The organism is Aeribacillus sp. FSL K6-1121 (assembly GCF_038003725.1).
GTDB classification, from domain to species: domain Bacteria; phylum Bacillota; class Bacilli; order Bacillales; family Aeribacillaceae; genus Aeribacillus; species Aeribacillus composti.
Window position 1 is genome coordinate 989,369 of the sequence record NZ_JBBOPS010000001.1, and the last position, 18,866, is coordinate 1,008,234.

Genomic DNA, 18,866 nt, shown 5'->3' on the forward strand with positions numbered 1-18,866 from the left:
ATTTTTATATAATGAAAATTAAAAAACGAATAAATGTTCCCTTTTTTCTTGGCAAACAGGAAAAAACACGGTATATTTATTTTGAAGCTATCAATTTTTTAAGGAGGAAATTGTATTGAATCATGATCGTCAAGCTGCCTTGGAAATGGCGTTAAAACAGATTGAAAAACAATTCGGAAAAGGTTCGATAATGAAGCTTGGAGAACAAGCTGAGCGAAAAGTTTCAACAGTTCCAAGCGGATCGCTGGCATTGGATGCAGCTCTTGGCGTCGGCGGATATCCTCGAGGTCGGATTATTGAAATATATGGACCGGAAAGCTCCGGTAAAACGACAGTGGCCCTTCATGCCATTGCTGAAGTTCAAGCTCTAGGCGGGCAAGCAGCGTTCATCGATGCGGAACATGCGCTCGACCCTGTCTATGCGCAAAATTTAGGTGTTAATATTGATGAACTGCTTTTGTCGCAGCCCGATACCGGCGAGCAGGCTCTTGAGATTGCAGAAGCTCTCGTTCGCAGCGGTGCAGTCGACATCATTGTCATTGACTCGGTCGCAGCACTCGTCCCAAAAGCGGAAATTGAAGGCGAAATGGGCGATGCGCATGTCGGATTGCAGGCTCGTCTTATGTCGCAAGCGCTTCGGAAGCTTTCAGGAGCCATCAGCAAGTCGAAAACCATTGCGATTTTTATTAATCAAATAAGGGAAAAAGTGGGCGTCATGTTCGGAAATCCCGAGACAACTCCAGGGGGACGCGCGCTGAAATTTTACTCATCTGTCCGCCTTGAAGTGCGCAGAGCTGAACAGCTGAAACAAGGAAATGATATGGTAGGAAACAAAACGAAAATTAAAGTTGTCAAGAACAAAGTAGCGCCTCCTTTTAGAACGGCAGAAGTTGATATCATGTACGGGGAAGGGATTTCAAAAGAAGGAGAAATCATCGACCTGGGAACGGAATTGGATATTATACAAAAAAGCGGTTCGTGGTATTCTTACCAAGAGGAGCGTTTAGGACAGGGAAGAGAAAATGCAAAGCAATTTTTGCGCGAAAATCCGGATATTCGCGATGCCATTCAGCAAGAAATTCGCAAGGCATATGGCCTTGAAACGAATGAACCTGTGCAAGAGGGGCAGGAAACGTTCGAGCTTTTGGATGAATAATGTACGCACATCTTAGCGTAAGGCTGGCGGAGTAGCCGGTCTTATTTTTTTGGTCAAAAAAAGCCCCATCCTTTGTTCGACAAGATGAAAACTTGACAAGGGTTATTCCCACATTTAAAATGGATATGTATATTTTTTCATTTTTGCAATATATTTAACATATTTTTTTGGAAAATGTTATCGGGAGAGTAAATGTGTAATGCCGACACTTTCTTTGTGACAAGTTCATAGCAAGAGGAGGTGAAAGAATGGAACTCATTGAAATCATCTCCATTTTGCTTGGCCTAATCGTCGGTGCAGTTGTTGGTTATTTTGTTCGAAAATCCATTGCTGAAGCGAAAATAGCGGGTGCAAAAAACGCCGCGGAACAAATTCTTGAAGATGCTAAGCGTGAAGCTGAAGCAACGAAAAAAGAAGCGCTTCTGGAAGCAAAGGATGAAATTCATAAGCTTCGTTTGGAAGTAGAAAAAGAAATTCGCGAAAGAAGAAATGAACTTCAAAAACAAGAAAACCGTTTAATGCAAAAAGAGGAGAATCTCGATCGAAAAGATGAATCATTAGATAAGCGTGAGGCGATGCTAGATAAAAAAGAAGATTCTCTAAATGAAAGACAACAGCATATTGAAGAGATGGAAAGCAAAGTGGAAAAGATGGTGCAAGAAGGACAAATAGAGCTTGAACGCATTTCTGGTTTATCGCGTGAAGAGGCGAAACAAATCATCCTTGAACGAGTGGAAAAGGAACTTTCTCATGATATTGCTGTAATGGTGAAAGAAGCAGAAACAAAGGCGAAAGAAGAAGCAGACAAAAAAGCAAAGGCAATTCTTTCCCTTGCTATACAGCGCTGTGCAGCAGATCATGTGGCTGAAACGACCGTTTCTGTTGTGAATTTGCCAAATGACGAAATGAAAGGCAGAATTATCGGCAGAGAAGGAAGAAATATTCGCACTCTTGAAACGTTGACAGGGATCGACCTCATCATCGACGATACACCGGAAGCGGTTATTTTATCGGGATTTGATCCGATTCGCCGTGAAACAGCAAGAATTGCGCTTGACAAGCTTGTTCAAGACGGGCGCATTCATCCAGCGCGAATTGAAGAAATGGTGGAAAAATCGCGGCGGGAAGTGGACGAGCATATTAGGGAAATCGGAGAACAAACGACATTTGAAGTTGGCGTTCACGGTCTTCATCCGGATTTGATCAAAATTTTAGGCAGATTGAAATTTCGAACGAGCTATGGCCAGAACGTGCTGAAGCATTCAATAGAGGTTGCCTTTTTAACCGGATTGATGGCTGCCGAATTAGGTGAGGATCAAATCCTTGCAAGACGTGCAGGGCTTCTGCACGACATCGGAAAAGCCATTGACCACGAAGTAGAAGGAAGCCATGTTGAAATCGGCGTGGAGCTGGCAACGAAGTATAAAGAACACCCGGTTGTCATCAACAGCATTGCTTCCCATCATGGGGATGAAGAACCGACATCGGTAATTGCGGTTTTAGTTGCAGCTGCTGATGCTTTATCGGCAGCACGGCCGGGTGCCCGCAGTGAAACGCTTGAAAATTATATTCGCAGGCTTGAAAAATTGGAGGAAATTTCCGAGTCGTTTGAAGGTGTGGAAAAATCGTACGCCATTCAAGCAGGCCGCGAAGTTCGCATCATGGTAAAACCGGATGCAATAGATGATTTAGAAGCTCATCGATTAGCAAGAGATATTCGCAAGCGGATCGAAGAAGAGCTTGACTACCCTGGACATATTAAAGTGACCGTCATTAGGGAAACTCGTGCGGTTGAATATGCCAAATAAAGTGGTACATGAAAATGTGCCGCTTTATTTTTTTTTCAATTTATGCAAAACTATATAATAAACATTTAGAAAGGAATTCATCATGAAAGTTTTATTTGTAGGCGATGTGGTAGGAGCAAAAGGGAGAGAAATGGTTGAACAATATTTGCCGAAGCTGAAGAAAAAATATAATCCTGAAGTAACAATTGTCAATGGTGAAAATTCTGCACATGGCAAAGGAATAACTGTGAAAATTTACCAGAAGCTTCTTTCATTGGGAGTTCAGGCAGTGACAATGGGCAACCATACTTGGGATAAAAAAGAAATTTTTGAATTTATCGATGAAGCAAAAGCGTTGGTTCGACCGGCTAACTTTCCTGAAGGCACACCAGGAAAAGGAATCGTGTACGTGGAAGCGGATGGAAAAGAGCTTGCAGTCATAAACCTCCAGGGAAGAACATTTTTGCCGGCAATCGATTGCCCTTTTCGGAAAGCGGATGAATTGATTCAAGAAGCGAAGAAAAGAACTCCATATATTTTTGTTGATTTTCATGCGGAAGCAACAAGCGAAAAACAAGCGATGGGCTGGTATTTGGATGGGAAAGTTTCCGCAGTGGTTGGCACTCATACACACGTTCAAACTGCCGATGAAAGAATTTTAGATAAAGGAACGGCATTTATTACCGATGTCGGGATGACAGGACCATATGACGGTATTTTAGGAGTTGACAGGGAAGCAGTATTAAAAAAATTTTTAACGAATCTCCCTGTTCGGTTTGAAATCAATGAAGGCAGAGGACAATTGAATGCCGTATTAGTGGAAATTGAGGAAGGAACCGGCAAAGCAAAATCGATCAAACGAATATTAATCAATGATGATCACGTTTATTTTGATTAAATTAAATGAAAAAAAAAATTAAAAATAAGCAGGAATACTGCCAAACTTTAGGGAATATAGTAACTATGGGATGGAACCAATTGTTCAAGAGGTGATGGGTCTTTTGAACAATGCATCTAACAGCATTTGTTCCAATAAATTTTCACGAACCATTGTAAAAAATGAAGGGGGAACTAGGAAATGGAAATATTAAAAGTTTCAGCAAAATCTAATCCGAATTCTGTCGCCGGAGCGCTAGCAGGGGTGCTGAGGGAGCGTGGAGCCGCCGAAATTCAAGCGATTGGAGCTGGAGCATTGAATCAAGCTGTAAAAGCGGTAGCGATAGCAAGAGGATTTGTAGCTCCGAGCGGTGTTGACTTAATTTGTATTCCGGCATTTACAGATATTCAAATAGACGGTGAAGAACGAACAGCCATTAAATTGATTGTTGAGCCGAGATAACATGTTTAAATAAATTAGCTAAACAGTCTGCACTCCTTTTCGGTTGCAGACTGTTTTTTGCTTAAAATGTTGATAATATTTATCGGTTTTATTATAATTTCATTATACAGAAGTAGAGAATGGTGAATATTTAAAATTTTTTGTCATTACAAGCATTTAAACTTGTAATTTTGATTATTTAGGGATAAAATTGAAATCGTTTAGGATTATCCCAAAAATTTTAAGGTATGGTGGTTTTGCTGCCAGAACAAGGTTATTATGGCTAAAAATAGCATAATTCATCATCATAGACTTTTCGGCAGGGCAGTGGGCCTCTAAAATACCGGAAATGATAAAGATATTTTAGATCCAAAGGAGTGTAACATAGAAATGGTAAACCAACTCTCATGGAAAGTCGGTGGGCAGCAAGGAGAAGGAATCGAAAGTACAGGAGAAGTCTTTGCAATTACGCTCAACCGGCTTGGTTATTACCTATATGGATACCGCCACTTTTCTTCACGAATTAAAGGGGGACATACAAACAATAAAATTCGTGTCAGCACGAAGAAAGTTCGAACGATAAGCGATGATTTAGATATTCTTGTTGCTTTTGACCAAGAAACGATCGATTTTAATTTTCATGAATTGCGGGACGGCGGAATTATACTTGCCGATGCAAAGTTTGGACCGAAAATCCCTGAAGGAAGCAATGTTTCCTTATATTCAGTACCTTTTACGGAAATCGCTTCAGAGCTGGGAACATCTTTAATGAAGAACATGGTTGCAATCGGTGCAACAAGCGCAATTTTGAATCTTGACCCGTCATTATTTCAGGAAGTTGTACAAGACACTTACGGAAGAAAAGGCGAACAAGTCGTCTTAAACAACATGGAGGCGATTAGAAAAGGCGCCCAATATTTAAAAGAAGAATTAGGGTTTGACCGTTCAGATCTTTATTTGGAAAAAGCGGATGGTCAAAAGCGGATGTTCATGATTGGAAACGACGCCATCGCTCTAGGTGCGATTGCCGCTGGTGCACGCTTTATGGCTGCCTATCCGATTACTCCCGCTTCGGAAATTATGGAATATTTGATTAAAAAGCTTCCAGATTTAGGAGGAGCTGTCATTCAGACGGAAGACGAAATCGCTGCAGCCACAATGGCGATTGGAGCCAACTATGCCGGCGCTAGGGCATTTACTTCCTCTGCTGGTCCAGGTTTATCATTAATGATGGAATCGATCGGTCTGTCAGGCATGACGGAAACTCCGCTAGTCATAGTTGATACACAGCGCGGTGGTCCGAGCACTGGACTTCCAACTAAGCAGGAGCAATCGGATTTAATGGCTATGATTTACGGAACACATGGAGAGATACCAAAAATTGTTATTGCACCGAGCACGGTGGAAGAAGCATTTTATGATACGGTTGAGGCGTTTAACTTAGCGGAAGAGTACCAATGCCCTGTGATTGTACTTTCTGATTTGCAGCTTTCTCTTGGTAAGCAAACGGTTGAACCTCTTTCCTATGAATCTATCCAAATTCGGCGCGGAAAACTATTAAATGAAGAATTAGTTCCGGAAGCAGGTAATCAAGGGTATTTCAAACGCTATGAAATAACAGAAGACGGTATATCGCCGCGAGTGATTCCTGGAATGAAAAACGGCATCCACCATGTGACAGGTGTTGAGCACGATGAAACCGGAAAACCTTCGGAAGCTGCCGCAAACAGAAAGGCGCAAATGGAAAAACGGCTTCGCAAATTAGAACAAATAGAGTTCAACAATAAAGTTCATAAAAATGACAAGCATGAAGAGCCGGATATTTTGTTCATCGGCTACATTTCGACAAGAGGGGCCATTGAGGAAGCGATGGAACGTCTAGAAGAAGACGGAGTGAAAGTGAACCATGCGCACATCCGTCTCATTCATCCATTCCCGAAAGAGGAAATTCGCCCGCTCATTGAAAAGGCCAAACAAGTCATCGTTGTGGAGCATAATGCAACAGGACAATTAGCAAATCTTATAAAAATGAATGTCGGATTTGCTGACAAAATTCAATCTCTATTAAAATATGACGGAAACCCGTTCCTGCCGAATGAAATTTATACGCAAAGCAAGGAGTTCACAAAACAAGGAGTGTTGTTCTAAATGGCCACTTTTAAAGATTTTCGCAACAATGTCAAACCGAATTGGTGTCCGGGTTGCGGCGATTTCTCGGTTCAAGCAGCTATACAGAGGGCAGCTGCTAATGTCGGTTTGGAACCGCATCAGCTTGCAGTCATTTCCGGAATTGGATGCTCAGGAAGGATTTCAGGTTATATATATTCTTACGGCTTCCATGGAATTCACGGTCGTGCGCTGCCGATCGCACAAGGCGTAAAAATGGCGAACCAAGATTTAACGGTCATAGCAGCTGGCGGTGACGGCGATGGGTTTGCTATTGGTACGGCGCATACCATTCATTCGATGAGAAGAAATATCGACATTACGTATATTGTGATGGACAACCAAATTTACGGGTTAACAAAAGGACAAACGTCCCCAAGAAGTGATGTCGGTTTTAAAACAAAAAGCACCCCGCAAGGTTCAATTGAATCTCCGCTGTCCGTAATGGAATTGGCGTTAACAGCAGGTGCTACGTTTGTTGCGCAAAGCTTTTCGACAGATTTAAAAGATTTAACTTCCTTGATCGAACAAGCAATTCAGCATAAAGGCTTTTCCTTTATCAACGTGTTCAGTCCTTGCGTTACTTATAACAAAGTGAACACATACGACTGGTTTAAAGAGAATTTAACAAAGCTGAAAGATATTGAAGGATATGATCCTTCTGACAAAAAACTTGCGATGCAAACGTTAATGGAATATAACGGTCTTGTAACAGGTCTTATTTATCAAAATAAAGAACAAAAACCATATGAAGAGCTTGTTCCAGGATTCGGCGAAGTGCCGCTTGCAAAAGCTGAACTGAAACTTAGCAAAGAAAAATTTGACGAATTAGTAGCAGAGTTTATGTAGGAGAGGGGGTTCCCCTCTCTCTTTTTTTGACTTCAATTGTTAAAGGAAGAAATCTACTTTTAGCTTATTTCTAGAAATCTTGTATCGAAAATTTTAAAAAAAAGTGTCTTTATTATAAAATAATGGTGCAATATTGTGTTCTGCTACTTAACACGATATACTATAAAACAGTGTACACTTTTAAACATGAAGGAGTAATGCGCCATGAATGAAAAACAACGATTAGCAACCACGCTGGTTAATCCTTCGGACAAAAAATCCGAGAAGGATTACAGTAAGTATTTCGAGCGTGTTTACATTCCGCCTTCTTTAAAAGATGCGAAAAAGCGCGGAAAAGAAGAAGTGAAATACCATAAAGATTTTGTCATTCCTGAACATTTAAAAGGAATGGGAGAAGGCAGAAAGTTTTATATTCGCACATACGGATGTCAAATGAATGAACATGATACGGAAGTGATGGCCGGTATTTTTATGCAGCTCGGATATAAGCCGACTGACAGCACAGAAGATGCTGATGTTATTTTGTTAAACACATGTGCGATCAGGGAAAACGCTGAAAACAAAGTATTTGGGGAAATTGGGCATTTGAAGCCGCTCAAAATGGAAAAGCCGGATCTTATCTTAGGTGTTTGCGGCTGCATGTCCCAAGAAGAATCTGTTGTCAACAAAATTTTAAAGCAGTACCAATATGTTGATTTAATTTTTGGAACACACAACATTCACCGCCTTCCGCATTTGTTGAATGAAGCGTACATGTCGAAGGAAATGGTCGTGGAGGTTTGGTCAAAAGAAGGCGATGTGATTGAAAACCTTCCGAAAGTCCGGAAAGGAAATATTAAAGCTTGGGTCAATATTATGTACGGCTGCGACAAATTTTGCACGTATTGCATTGTTCCGTACACTCGAGGCAAAGAACGGAGCCGCAGACCGGAGGATATTATTCAAGAAGTTCGCCACCTTGCAGCGCAAGGGTATAAAGAAATCACGTTACTTGGTCAAAACGTAAATGCCTACGGGAAAGATTTTGACGATATCAAATACGGCCTAGGCGATTTAATGGACGAGCTTCGAAAAATCGATATCGCCAGAATTCGTTTTACCACAAGTCACCCGAAAGATTTTGACGACCGTTTAATTGAAGTTTTGGCCAAAGGTGGCAACCTTGTCGATCATATCCATCTTCCGGTGCAGTCAGGCAGCTCGGAAATATTGAAATTGATGGCACGCAAATATACGCGCGAACAGTATTTAGAATTAGTGCAAAAAATTAAAAAGGCGATTCCAAACGTTTCGTTAACGACTGATATCATTGTCGGCTTTCCAAATGAGACGGATGAGCAGTTTGAAGAAACACTCTCCCTCTATCGCGAAGTCGGCTTTGACAGTGCCTATACGTTCATTTATTCGCCTCGGGAAGGAACGCCTGCTGCTAAAATGAAAGATAATGTCCCGATGGAAGTGAAAAAAGAGCGGCTGCAGCGATTAAATGCATTAGTCAACGAAATTTCCGCCCAAAAAATGAAAGAATATGAAGGCAAAGTCGTTGAGGTATTAGTTGAAGGCGAGAGCAAAAACAATCCTGACATTTTGGCAGGGTATACGAGAAAAAATAAACTAGTTAACTTTAAAGGTCCGAAATCGGCGATTGGTCAGCTTGTAAAAGTAAAAATTACAAAAGCCAAAACCTGGACTCTTGATGGAGAAATGGTGGAAGAGCAAATTGGGGTGACATTGTAATGGCGTATACGAAAGACGATATTTTAGAAAAGGCAAAAGAACTGGCGCAAATGATAGCCGAAACAGAGCAAGTTGACTTCTTTAAAAAAGCGGAAGAACAAATTAACGAAAATCAAAAAGTTCGGGAAATGATTGCCAGCATTAAAAGCCTGCAAAAACAAGCCGTCAATTTTCAGCATTTCGGAAAGCATGAAGCTCTCAAACAAGTGGAGGAGAAAATTGACAGCCTGTATGAAGAATTAGATCAAATTCCGATCGTCCAGCAATTTAAAGAATCGCAAATTGAAGTTAACGATCTTCTTCAATTAGTAGCGAATACAATTTCAAACCATGTGACAAATGAAATTATTCGCTCAACTGGAGGCAATCTGTTAACGGGTGAAACAGGCGCCCAAATTCGGAATAAACATGGATCTTGCCATTAATCGTATTAAGGTTTTCAGGCTATTTTTGAAAAAATAAAAACCGTTTGAGCTTATGAACAATCGGTATTTCTACAATTTCGGCCAACCCTCCCTCATTTTGTTTAAAGACGCGTCAGCGTCTTTTTTAATTTTTGGTACATATTTTCTGGCTCATGCATAGAATGAACTAGAAGGATTTATGAAAATATCGAGCTTGTCCTAGCGAAAATCTTTTTACGATCGTTTTGAGGAGGGTTTGGCAAATGGCAGAATATAGGGAAATCATAACGAAAGCGGTAGTAGCAAAAGGTCGAAAGTTTACTCAAGCAACACATACGATTAGTCCTGAGAAGAAACCAGCAAGTATTTTGGGTGGTTGGATTATTAACCATAAATATGATGCGCAAAAACGGGGGAAAACAGTTGAAATCGAGGGAACATATGATATTAACGTTTGGTATTCATTTGATGAAAATACGAAAACAGAAGTAGTTACAGAGCGTGTCAAGTATACAGATGTGTTAAAATTACGATATAAAGATGACAACTATTTAGATGACGAGAACGAAGTGGTTGCCCGTGTTTTGCAGCAGCCGAATTGTCTGGAAGTCACCATTTCTCCAAACGGCGAAAACATTGTGGTTCAAGTAGAAAGAGAATTTTTAGCAGAGGTCATCGGAGAAACGAAAGTGGTTGTCTCCGTCCATCCTAACAACTTGTCTGAATCCGATGAGGAATGGGATGATTGGGAAGAGGATTTAGAGGATGAAATAGAAGATTTAACGCCAGAGCTTTTAGAAGGTGAACCAGAAGAATAATGAAAAACTAGGAGGGCTGCTTCCTAGTTTTTTATGTCAAAGATTTGATGGAAAAAACTAATTTGCGATAATCGCGCACTGGTTTCCTTGTTTTTTAGTCAAATGTTTGACGGAATAAATAATCTGCGAATAATCGTGCCCTTGCTTCCTGTTTTTTATGTCAAAGATTTGACGGAAAAAACTAATTTGCGATAATCGCTCGCTGGTTTCCTTGTTTTTTCGGCAAATGTTTGACGGAATAAACAATCTACGAATAATCGTGCCCTTGCTTCCTGTTTTTTATGTCAAAGGTTTGGCGGAATAAACTAATTTGCGATAATCGCGCACCTGCTTCTTAATTTTTTATGTCAAAAGTTTAAAGGAATAAACAAATCCGCCATTAATCATGAACATTTATGTCAAAGGTTGACGCAATAAATAAATTAGCGAATAATAATGTACGTGCTTTTTAGTTTTATTGTTTTGTCATAGGTTATTTGAGCGAATAAGTTTTTTTCGGAATAAAGAGTTTGTGCTATAATAAAAGATGTTAACTTTTACATACAGTCGGGGGATGAACATGGCACAATACACGCCAATGATACAGCAATATTTAAACATCAAGGCAGACTATCAGGATGCCTTTTTATTTTTTCGTTTAGGCGATTTTTATGAAATGTTTTTTGAGGATGCCATCAAGGCTTCTCAAGAATTGGAAATTACGTTAACAAGCCGTGATGGCGGGGGCGAGGAAAGAATCCCAATGTGCGGGGTGCCGTATCACTCAGCCTCAAGCTACATCGAACAGCTCATTGAAAAGGGCTATAAGGTGGCGATTTGTGAACAAACAGAAGATCCGAAACAAGCAAAAGGTGTTGTGAAACGGGAAGTCGTTCAGCTCATTACACCAGGGACATTAATGGAAGGAAAAGGGCTAGGCGAGAAAGACAACCAATATATTGCTTCCGTTACGGTCTTTGAAGCGCTTTTCGGCTTAGCTTTGACAGATATTACGACAGGGGAATCATATGTCACCCTTCTCTCCACAATGGAGGACTGCTTGGGAGAGCTTTATTCCCGCCAAGTGAAAGAGATTGTAGTGGCAGATGATTTTCCTGAGAAACTGAAAAAAATGATATTAGAAAGACAGCCTGTGACATTTTCGATTGAAAAAGACGCAGCTTATCTTGAAAAATTAGACAGCATTGCAGGACATTTGCAAGATCAGCGGCTGAAAATAACGTTTGCAAGGCTATACAACTATTTAGAACGGACGCAAAAACGGACGCTAGAGCATTTGCAAAAGGTGGAGTTTTATCAATTAAATCAATATTTGAAAATTGATATGTACTCGAAAAGAAATTTGGAGCTGACCGAGACGATTCGGTCGAAAGGAAAAAAAGGCTCTCTTCTTTGGCTGTTAGATGAGACGAAAACAGCTATGGGCGCGCGTCTGCTGAAGCAATGGATTGACCGTCCGCTTATTGACAAAAAAGAAATTGAAAAGCGGCAAAATATCGTTGGAATGTTGATCGACCGCTATATCGAAAGAGAAGAACTAAGGGAATTGCTGAAGGAAGTATACGACTTAGAAAGACTGTCAGGAAAAATTGCGTTCGGAAATGCAAACGCAAGAGATCTGATTCAATTGAAAAAGTCGCTTGAAAAAATTCCTGAGATCCGCTCAATCGTTGCTTCGTTAGGAATTGCTGATTCGGAGCAAATAAAAAAAGAAATTGATCCTTGTGAAAGCTTGAAGGAGTTGCTTCAAAAAGCGATCATCGAAAACCCGCCGATTTCAGTCAAAGAGGGGAACATCATTAAGGACGGATTTAACGAAGAATTGGATCGCTACAGAGATGCAGCGAGAAACGGAAAAACGTGGATAGCAGAGCTGGAAAAGAGAGAAAGAGAGCTGACAGGAATTAAATCGCTTAAAATCGGCTACAACAAAGTGTTTGGATATTATATTGAAGTAACGAAAGCGAATCTTCATCTTTTGGATGAAGGAAGATATGAACGGAAACAGACGCTGGCCAATGCCGAACGTTATGTGACACCAGAGCTGAAAGAGAAAGAAGCGTTGATTTTAGAAGCGGAAGAAAAAATCGTTGATCTTGAGTATGAATTGTTCGTGCAAATTCGCGACGAAGTAAAGCAATATATTCCTAGATTGCAGCTCTTGGCTAAAAAGATTGCCGAGCTTGACTGCCTGCAATGCTTTGCTGTAATCAGCGAAGAACGACATTATACGAAACCGTCCTTTTCCGACTCCGAGCTTTACATTAAAGATGGTCGTCATCCAGTCGTAGAAAAAGTGATGGAATCCGAAAACTATGTTCCGAATGATTGCTGGATGAAAGAAGGAAGGAACATTCTTTTAATTACCGGTCCAAACATGTCAGGAAAAAGTACGTACATGCGGCAAATTGCTTTAACGGCTGTTTTGGCGCAAATCGGCTGCTTTGTCCCTGCCAGCGAAGCGGTTCTGCCGATCTTTGACCAAATTTTTACTAGAATTGGAGCGGCGGACGATTTAGTATCAGGGCAAAGTACGTTTATGGTGGAAATGCTGGAAGCCAAAAATGCGATTGTACATGCCACGAATCAAAGCTTGATCTTATTTGATGAAATCGGGCGCGGGACATCGACATATGACGGCATGGCGCTTGCTCAAGCGATAATCGAATACATTCACGACCACATCGGAGCCAAAACATTGTTCTCGACCCATTATCACGAATTAACCGTGCTCGGAGATGAATTGCAAAATGTGCAGAACGTCCATGTTAAGGCAATAGAGGAAAACGGAAAGGTTGTTTTTCTCCATAAAGTGGATGAAGGGGCGGCTGATCAAAGCTACGGAATTCATGTTGCTGAGCTTGCGGAGCTTCCTGAAATTCTTATCCAAAGGGCAAAAGAAATATTGAGCAAACTGGAAGGAGACAATCAGAAAGAGAAACATACACCATCCGTCATCGAGCATTCGGTGGAACGGAGCATCGAGTATTCTGCGGAGCCAAGCCAGCTTTCTTTATTCGGCGATGAAATAGCAGAGAAGAAAAAAGAGCCGGCAGGGAAAAAGCTTTCATCAAAGGAAAAAGAGGTGCTCTCCATCATTTCTTCCTTAGATCTATTGGATATGACGCCTCTTGAAGCATTAAACACACTGTATGACATCCAAAAGAAATTGAAATAGGTGATGATGATGGGAAAAATCATCCTTATGGATGCTAGTTTATCCAACAAAATTGCCGCTGGGGAAGTCGTGGAGCGGCCGGCTTCTGTTGTGAAAGAACTAGTCGAAAATGCGATTGATGCAAACAGCACAGTGATAGAAATTGAGGCGGAAGAAGGCGGTTTGAGCAAAATTCGCGTCGTGGACAATGGGGACGGAATGGAGCCAGATGATTGCGAAAAGGCGTTTAAGCGGCATGCAACAAGCAAAATTAAAGATGAAGCGGATTTATTCCGCATCCGAACTCTCGGTTTCCGGGGCGAAGCGCTGCCTTCGATTGCCGCCGTTTCTCATCTGGAAATGAAAACTAGCACTGGGGATAAACCCGGGACGAAAATTACTTTAATCGGCGGGAAGGTAACAGCAAAAGAGACAGCATCAAGTCGAAAAGGAACGGACATTACGGTCACGAACCTGTTTTTCAATACGCCGGCGCGATTGAAGTATATGAAAAGCTTGAATACGGAGCTTGGGAGAATAACCGACATAGTCAATCGTCTTGCGCTGAGCTATCCAAACATATCGTTTAAATTTACGCATAACGGCCGGCGGCTTCTATATACGAACGGCAAAGGAGATGTAAGGCAAGTTCTTGCAGCGATTTACGGGGTTCCCATTGCGAAAAAAATGTTTCCAGTCCATTTCCGTTCGCTTGATTTTGACATACGCGGCTATTTATCGTTGCCGGAAGTGACAAGAGCATCCAAAAACTATATTTCTACGATGATCAACGGAAGATTTATTAAAAATCATTCCATTACGAAGGCGGTGGAAGAAGGGTACCATACGCTCCTGCCTATAGGGCGTTTTCCGGTCGTCTATCTTCATATTGAAATGGATCCGATCTTAGTGGACGTAAATGTTCATCCTGCCAAACTGGAGGTCAGAATCAGCAAAGAAGCGGAATTATTTGAAGTCATCGCAAAAGGCATCCAGGATGCATTTAAGAAAAAAGAGCTTATCCCAACCTCCGATACTGTCAAAAAGAAAAAAGAGCACCCGGTAAATGTGCAGCAGGAGATCCAATTTGAACATCTGATCAATGAGGAAAAACAGGATCCAGAATGGACGTTTCAACCAAAAACGGCTGACAATCAATGGAACGAAGATGATTTGTATTCGATTGATCATAGAGGAGCGGATGAAGAGCAGCAACAATCCTTTTCCTCTGAAAAAATAGCTGAACCTCCAGTTGTCAATGGAGAAACTGAAGTACAAGAGTATTTACCAAATAACAACGAAGAACATGAAGAGAAGGATTCGGACAATAATACGTTGGATGAAAGCCGAGTTCCTCCAATGTATCCAATTGGACAGATGCACGGCACTTACATTTTGGCGCAAAATGAAAAAGGATTATATATAATCGATCAGCATGCTGCCCAAGAAAGAATCAAATATGAATATTTTCGCGAAAAAGTTGGGGAAGTGGCGAGCGAAGTGCAGGAAATGCTTGTTCCCCTTACACTGAGCTTTTCCTCTGATGAAGTCATGGTGATCGAAGAGCATAAAGAAGAGCTGGCAAAGGTCGGAGTGTTTTTGGAGAATTTTGGACCGAACACCTATATCATTCGATCTCATCCAACATGGTTTCCGCAAGGTGAAGAAAAAGAAATTATTGAAGAGCTGATCCAGCAGGTGCTTGATGAAAAAAAGACGGATATCCACAAGCTTAGAGAAGATGCAGCCATCATGATGAGCTGCAAAGGATCAATTAAAGCGAATCAATATTTAAACAATGAAGAAATATTCGCGTTGCTAGAATCGCTAAGAAAAGCGTCAGATCCATTTACTTGCCCTCATGGCCGGCCGATCATCATTCATTTTTCCACCTATGAGCTCGAAAAAATGTTTAAGAGGGTTATGTAATAGTTTTCTGCTGCATGTAAAAGATCGTTGTCAAGTTATGAGGTAAATGGAGATGGGAGCAATGATTGGACAAAAGTTGTTTTTTTCGGATTAGAGCAGTATAAAGATAATATGAAATCAATTGAAAAGAGTATACTCTATGATGAAAAAGGGTATAATATATTGGTGTTTTCTTAAAAATCATGATACGATGAAACAGTGAGTATTTTTTGAAAGTGTGGTCAATATGGAAGAAGAAAAGGATAGACTTGTTGTTTTAATTGGCCCAACAGCTGTCGGAAAGACGAAACTAAGCATTGAATTAGCCAAAAAATTAAACGGTGAAATTATCAGCGGAGATTCCATGCAGATTTATAAAGGAATGGATATCGGAACTGCAAAGATAAAAGAGCATGAAATGGAAGGAATCCCCCATCATTTAATTGACTTAAAGAATCCTTCGGAAGAATTCTCCGTTGCCGAGTTTCAAGAGCTTGCGAGAAAAGCAATTGCCTCGATAACAAAGCGCGGAAAAATGCCGATGATTGTTGGGGGAACAGGCTTGTACATTCAAGCGGTTCTATATGATGATTACCAATTTTCCGATATTCAATCTGACCCTGAAATAAGAAAAGAACTGGAAAATTTTTTGCATGAGCATGGGAATTTAGCATTATACGAGCGTTTACAGGAAATCGACCCTGACAGTGCAGAACGAATTCATCCAAACAATGCTAGGAGAGTCATCCGTGCTTTAGAAATTTTCTATAAAACAGGAAAAAAAATGAGCGAGCATATAAAGGCGCATGAAGCAAATGAGCGCTATCATACCGCCATTATCGGCCTTACGATGGACCGCGATGTATTGTATCAACGCATTGATAAAAGAGTTGACGAAATGATTGAGGAAGGTTTGATTGAAGAAGCAAAATCGCTGTATGATTCTGGAGTTCGCGGTGTACAATCTGCGCAGGCGATTGGATATAAAGAATTATACGATTTTTTTGATGGCAAGGCTTCTCTTGCAGAAGCAATTGAAACGTTGAAAAAAAACACAAGAAGATATGCGAAAAGGCAACTAACATGGTTTCGAAACAAAATGAATGTCAAATGGTTTGATATGACTCCGCCTGTCTCGATGGAAGAAAAAGTTAGTGAAATTTTTCATTATATAGCAGGAAAGCTTCTTTCTGAGAAGAAATAATAAATATAGAGGATATGAGGAGGACGAATGATGAAGCAACCGATAAACATTCAAGATCAAGTGTTAAATCAGTTACGAAAAGATGGCACTTACGTGACCGTGTTTTTATTAAACGGTTTCCAAATTAGAGGACAAGTAAAAGCATTTGATAATTTTACGGTCCTCATCGAATCAGAGGGCAAACAGCAGCTCATTTACAAGCATGCGATCTCAACATTTGCACCGCAAAGAAATGTACAAATTGACATTGAAGCATGACGAAAAAACCGGAGATGATCTCCGGTTTTTTCATGAGAAGGAAAGGTTTCGTGGCAGCGGTTCCGATATGTCAGGTATTTTTCTATCTTCAATCCATGTTTTCCTAATTATCGGCTAAACGCAGATAATTTGAATGGTCGTTATTTTTGCCCTTCGCTAATATTTAACTGACCTGTCCTAGAATCTGTACTTGTCCAGGCCGCAAGCCACCCAGGCTTCAGAAAAATACTGCTTAGTTTTTATTAAGACATAGATGAAAAGAAGGTTTGTACTACTTGGCTTTCAGCATAAATATTAATAATAACAACCTTTTTCCATGACATGTTCCTTTAAACAAAGTAGATGTAATTTAGAAGATAAATATAAAAATGAGGTGAAGCCTGTGGAGCGAGCGGTCACCTTCAAAAATAACGGCCAAATGAATATTGTCTTAGGACAAAGCAAAACTGAACTTGAAGGTAAAAAGGAAAAAATCGCGACATATGATCTTTCCATTTCCAAAGCGGCTGTCGAACACAGTGTATTAAAAGAGATTGAACAGGAGATGGGCGCATTAGTTGGAATGGAAGAAGTGAAAAGATTATTAAAGGAAATATATGCATGGATTTTTGTGAATAAAAAAAGAGAAGAACAGGGGTTAAAAACCGGAAGGCAAGCGCTTCATATGCTGTTTAAAGGGAATCCCGGAACGGGAAAAACAACGATCGCGCGATTGATTGGAAAGCTTTTTTTCCAAATGAATGTTTTATCGAAAGGGCACTTAATTGAAGCGGAGCGGGCTGATTTAGTAGGTGAATATATCGGCCATACAGCACAAAAAACGCGCGATTTGATCAAAAAATCACTTGGCGGAATTCTTTTTATTGATGAGGCATACAGTTTAGCCCGCGGAGGAGAAAAAGATTTCGGAAAAGAAGCAATTGACACCCTTGTCAAACATATGGAAGACAGACAGCATGATTTTGTGTTAATTTTAGCTGGATATCCAAGGGAAATGGATCGTTTTTTATCTTTAAATCCCGGACTCGAATCCCGTTTTCCGATCGTAGTTGATTTCCCGGACTATTCAGTCGATGAGCTGATGGAAATAGCAAAATTAATGATGAAGGACAAAGAGTATCGATTTAGCCATGGAGCTGAATGCAAATTGAAAGAGCATTTGCTAAAAGTGAAATATGCGACTCACCCAACGAACTTTTCAAATGGAAGATATGTTCGCAACATTATCGAAAAATCTATACGGGCACAGGCAATGAGGCTCCTGCTTTCTGATAAGTTTGGCAAGGAAGATTTGCTTCTTGTAAAAGAAGAAGATTTAATATTAAACGTATAAGCAGCCCCTAGGCTGCTTTGCTTGATTATTGAAAAGAATTGATTGATAAAACTTTATTTAAATGGGCTTTGAAGAAAGCTCCTGTTTTATTGCTGCACATAATTTACACAAATTCGTTTATTTTTCTCACATAGTTTAGAAAAGAATGATGGCAGCCATTTTAATTGGCTGAAACGATTAGAATTTGATACTCTTAACGTTGACTCAATAAGTTTTTCTAGTGTTGAAGTGCGTTGACGATTTAAATTTGATAATCTTTATTTTGACTCAATACGTTTCTGTTTTTAAGGCATACTGAAGATTTAGTTGAGTCCTAATTTTGAACTTAGAAACGCTTCTAATCTTGAAGTGCGCTAAAGATGAATTGAGTTTGACTTCTAATTTGAACTCAGTACGTTTTTATCTTGAAGCGAGCCGAAGATAAATTGAGTTTGATCATCCTACCTTTGAACTCAATAATGTTTCTAATGTTGAAGTGTGCTAAATGATCCTAACTTTGAACAGAGTACGTTATTGTCTTGAAGTGCGCTAAGGATGCTTGGAGTTTGTATCCTAATTTTGAACTTAGCAACGCTTCTAGTCTTGAAGTGCGCTAAAGAAAGTGCGCTAAAGATAATTTGAGTTTGATCCTAACTTTTAACAGAGTACGTTATTGTCTTGAAGTGCGCTAAAGATGATTGGAGTTTGTATCCTAATTTTGAACTTAGAAACGTTTCTAGTCTTGAAGTGTGCTGAAGTTGATTTGAATTTGAATCCTAATTTGAACTCAGT

At 40.2% G+C, this 18,866-nt stretch carries 14 protein-coding genes; all 14 read left to right on the forward strand.

All coding sequences use genetic code 11. The features are described from left to right. Nucleotides 1–115: 115 nt before the first annotated feature. The gene (gene recA / locus NSQ61_RS05110) at nucleotides 116–1,156 is read left to right on the forward strand and encodes a recombinase RecA (protein WP_082829319.1); all 1,041 of its coding nucleotides are present in this window, start codon (nucleotides 116–118) and stop codon (nucleotides 1,154–1,156) included. Nucleotides 1,157–1,404: 248 nt separating this feature from the next. After that, nucleotides 1,405–2,964, forward strand: coding sequence for a ribonuclease Y (rny, locus tag NSQ61_RS05115; protein ID WP_063386730.1), 1,560 nt, complete (start codon nucleotides 1,405–1,407; stop codon nucleotides 2,962–2,964). An 82-nt stretch (nucleotides 2,965–3,046) separates the two neighbouring features. Then, nucleotides 3,047–3,841 (forward strand): TIGR00282 family metallophosphoesterase, encoded by a 795-nt coding sequence (locus tag NSQ61_RS05120; protein ID WP_340806181.1) that lies wholly within the window; start codon nucleotides 3,047–3,049, stop codon nucleotides 3,839–3,841. A gap of 180 nt (nucleotides 3,842–4,021) precedes the next feature. Further along, nucleotides 4,022–4,282 carry a stage V sporulation protein SpoVS gene (spoVS, locus tag NSQ61_RS05125; RefSeq protein WP_003181955.1) on the forward strand — a complete coding sequence of 87 codons (261 nt, stop codon included), beginning with the start codon at nucleotides 4,022–4,024 and terminating at the stop codon, nucleotides 4,280–4,282. 369 nt (nucleotides 4,283–4,651) lie between these two features. Then, nucleotides 4,652–6,409 carry a 2-oxoacid:acceptor oxidoreductase subunit alpha gene (locus tag NSQ61_RS05130; RefSeq protein WP_117016773.1) on the forward strand — a complete coding sequence of 586 codons (1,758 nt, stop codon included), beginning with the start codon at nucleotides 4,652–4,654 and terminating at the stop codon, nucleotides 6,407–6,409. Then, a complete protein-coding gene (locus tag NSQ61_RS05135) occupies nucleotides 6,410–7,276 on the forward strand; it encodes a 2-oxoacid:ferredoxin oxidoreductase subunit beta (protein ID WP_063386733.1) in 867 nt (288 codons plus the stop codon). A gap of 204 nt (nucleotides 7,277–7,480) precedes the next feature. Then, on the forward strand, nucleotides 7,481–9,013 hold the full coding sequence (miaB, locus tag NSQ61_RS05140; RefSeq protein WP_063386734.1) for a tRNA (N6-isopentenyl adenosine(37)-C2)-methylthiotransferase MiaB: 1,533 nt from the start codon (nucleotides 7,481–7,483) through the stop codon (nucleotides 9,011–9,013). Further along, nucleotides 9,013–9,438 carry a RicAFT regulatory complex protein RicA family protein gene (locus tag NSQ61_RS05145; RefSeq protein ID WP_063386735.1) on the forward strand — a complete coding sequence of 142 codons (426 nt, stop codon included), beginning with the start codon at nucleotides 9,013–9,015 and terminating at the stop codon, nucleotides 9,436–9,438. The genes miaB and NSQ61_RS05145 overlap by 1 nt, the downstream gene beginning before the upstream one ends. A 242-nt stretch (nucleotides 9,439–9,680) precedes the next feature. Further along, the gene (gene cotE, locus NSQ61_RS05150; RefSeq protein ID WP_063386736.1) at nucleotides 9,681–10,235 is read left to right on the forward strand and encodes an outer spore coat protein CotE; all 555 of its coding nucleotides are present in this window, start codon (nucleotides 9,681–9,683) and stop codon (nucleotides 10,233–10,235) included. Between the two features lie 559 nt (nucleotides 10,236–10,794). After that, a complete protein-coding gene (mutS, locus tag NSQ61_RS05155) occupies nucleotides 10,795–13,413 on the forward strand; it encodes a DNA mismatch repair protein MutS (RefSeq protein WP_311066214.1) in 2,619 nt (872 codons plus the stop codon). A 9-nt stretch (nucleotides 13,414–13,422) separates the two neighbouring features. Continuing rightward, nucleotides 13,423–15,321: a DNA mismatch repair endonuclease MutL gene (gene mutL / locus NSQ61_RS05160; RefSeq protein ID WP_340733906.1), complete on the forward strand. Its 1,899-nt coding sequence runs from the start codon at nucleotides 13,423–13,425 to the stop codon at nucleotides 15,319–15,321. Nucleotides 15,322–15,547: 226 nt separating this feature from the next. After that, entirely contained in the window at nucleotides 15,548–16,504 is a 957-nt protein-coding gene (miaA, locus tag NSQ61_RS05165; RefSeq protein ID WP_339196456.1) for a tRNA (adenosine(37)-N6)-dimethylallyltransferase MiaA, read from the forward strand. Nucleotides 16,505–16,534: 30 nt separating this feature from the next. Continuing rightward, nucleotides 16,535–16,762 (forward strand): RNA chaperone Hfq, encoded by a 228-nt coding sequence (gene hfq, locus NSQ61_RS05170; RefSeq protein ID WP_066246428.1) that lies wholly within the window; start codon nucleotides 16,535–16,537, stop codon nucleotides 16,760–16,762. A 418-nt stretch (nucleotides 16,763–17,180) separates the two neighbouring features. Continuing rightward, nucleotides 17,181–18,095: a stage V sporulation protein K gene (spoVK, locus tag NSQ61_RS05175; protein ID WP_232515765.1), complete on the forward strand. Its 915-nt coding sequence runs from the start codon at nucleotides 17,181–17,183 to the stop codon at nucleotides 18,093–18,095. The last annotated feature ends 771 nt before the right edge of the window (nucleotides 18,096–18,866 follow it).

Bases quoted from the DNA above. Each gene is read 5' to 3' on its own strand.
- NSQ61_RS05130 (WP_117016773.1), top strand. From the start codon at position 4,652: ATGGTAAACCAACTCTCATGGAAAGTCGGTGGGCAGCAAGGAGAAGGA.
- mutL (WP_340733906.1), top strand. From the start codon at position 13,423: ATGGGAAAAATCATCCTTATGGATGCTAGTTTATCCAACAAAATTGCC.
- cotE (WP_063386736.1), top strand. From the start codon at position 9,681: ATGGCAGAATATAGGGAAATCATAACGAAAGCGGTAGTAGCAAAAGGT.
- NSQ61_RS05120 (WP_340806181.1), top strand. From the start codon at position 3,047: ATGAAAGTTTTATTTGTAGGCGATGTGGTAGGAGCAAAAGGGAGAGAA.
- hfq (WP_066246428.1), top strand. From the start codon at position 16,535: ATGAAGCAACCGATAAACATTCAAGATCAAGTGTTAAATCAGTTACGA.
- mutS (WP_311066214.1), top strand. From the start codon at position 10,795: ATGGCACAATACACGCCAATGATACAGCAATATTTAAACATCAAGGCA.
- NSQ61_RS05145 (WP_063386735.1), top strand. From the start codon at position 9,013: ATGGCGTATACGAAAGACGATATTTTAGAAAAGGCAAAAGAACTGGCG.
- spoVK (WP_232515765.1), top strand. From the start codon at position 17,181: ATGAATATTGTCTTAGGACAAAGCAAAACTGAACTTGAAGGTAAAAAG.
- rny (WP_063386730.1), top strand. From the start codon at position 1,405: ATGGAACTCATTGAAATCATCTCCATTTTGCTTGGCCTAATCGTCGGT.
- miaB (WP_063386734.1), top strand. From the start codon at position 7,481: ATGAATGAAAAACAACGATTAGCAACCACGCTGGTTAATCCTTCGGAC.
- NSQ61_RS05135 (WP_063386733.1), top strand. From the start codon at position 6,410: ATGGCCACTTTTAAAGATTTTCGCAACAATGTCAAACCGAATTGGTGT.
- spoVS (WP_003181955.1), top strand. From the start codon at position 4,022: ATGGAAATATTAAAAGTTTCAGCAAAATCTAATCCGAATTCTGTCGCC.
- miaA (WP_339196456.1), top strand. From the start codon at position 15,548: ATGGAAGAAGAAAAGGATAGACTTGTTGTTTTAATTGGCCCAACAGCT.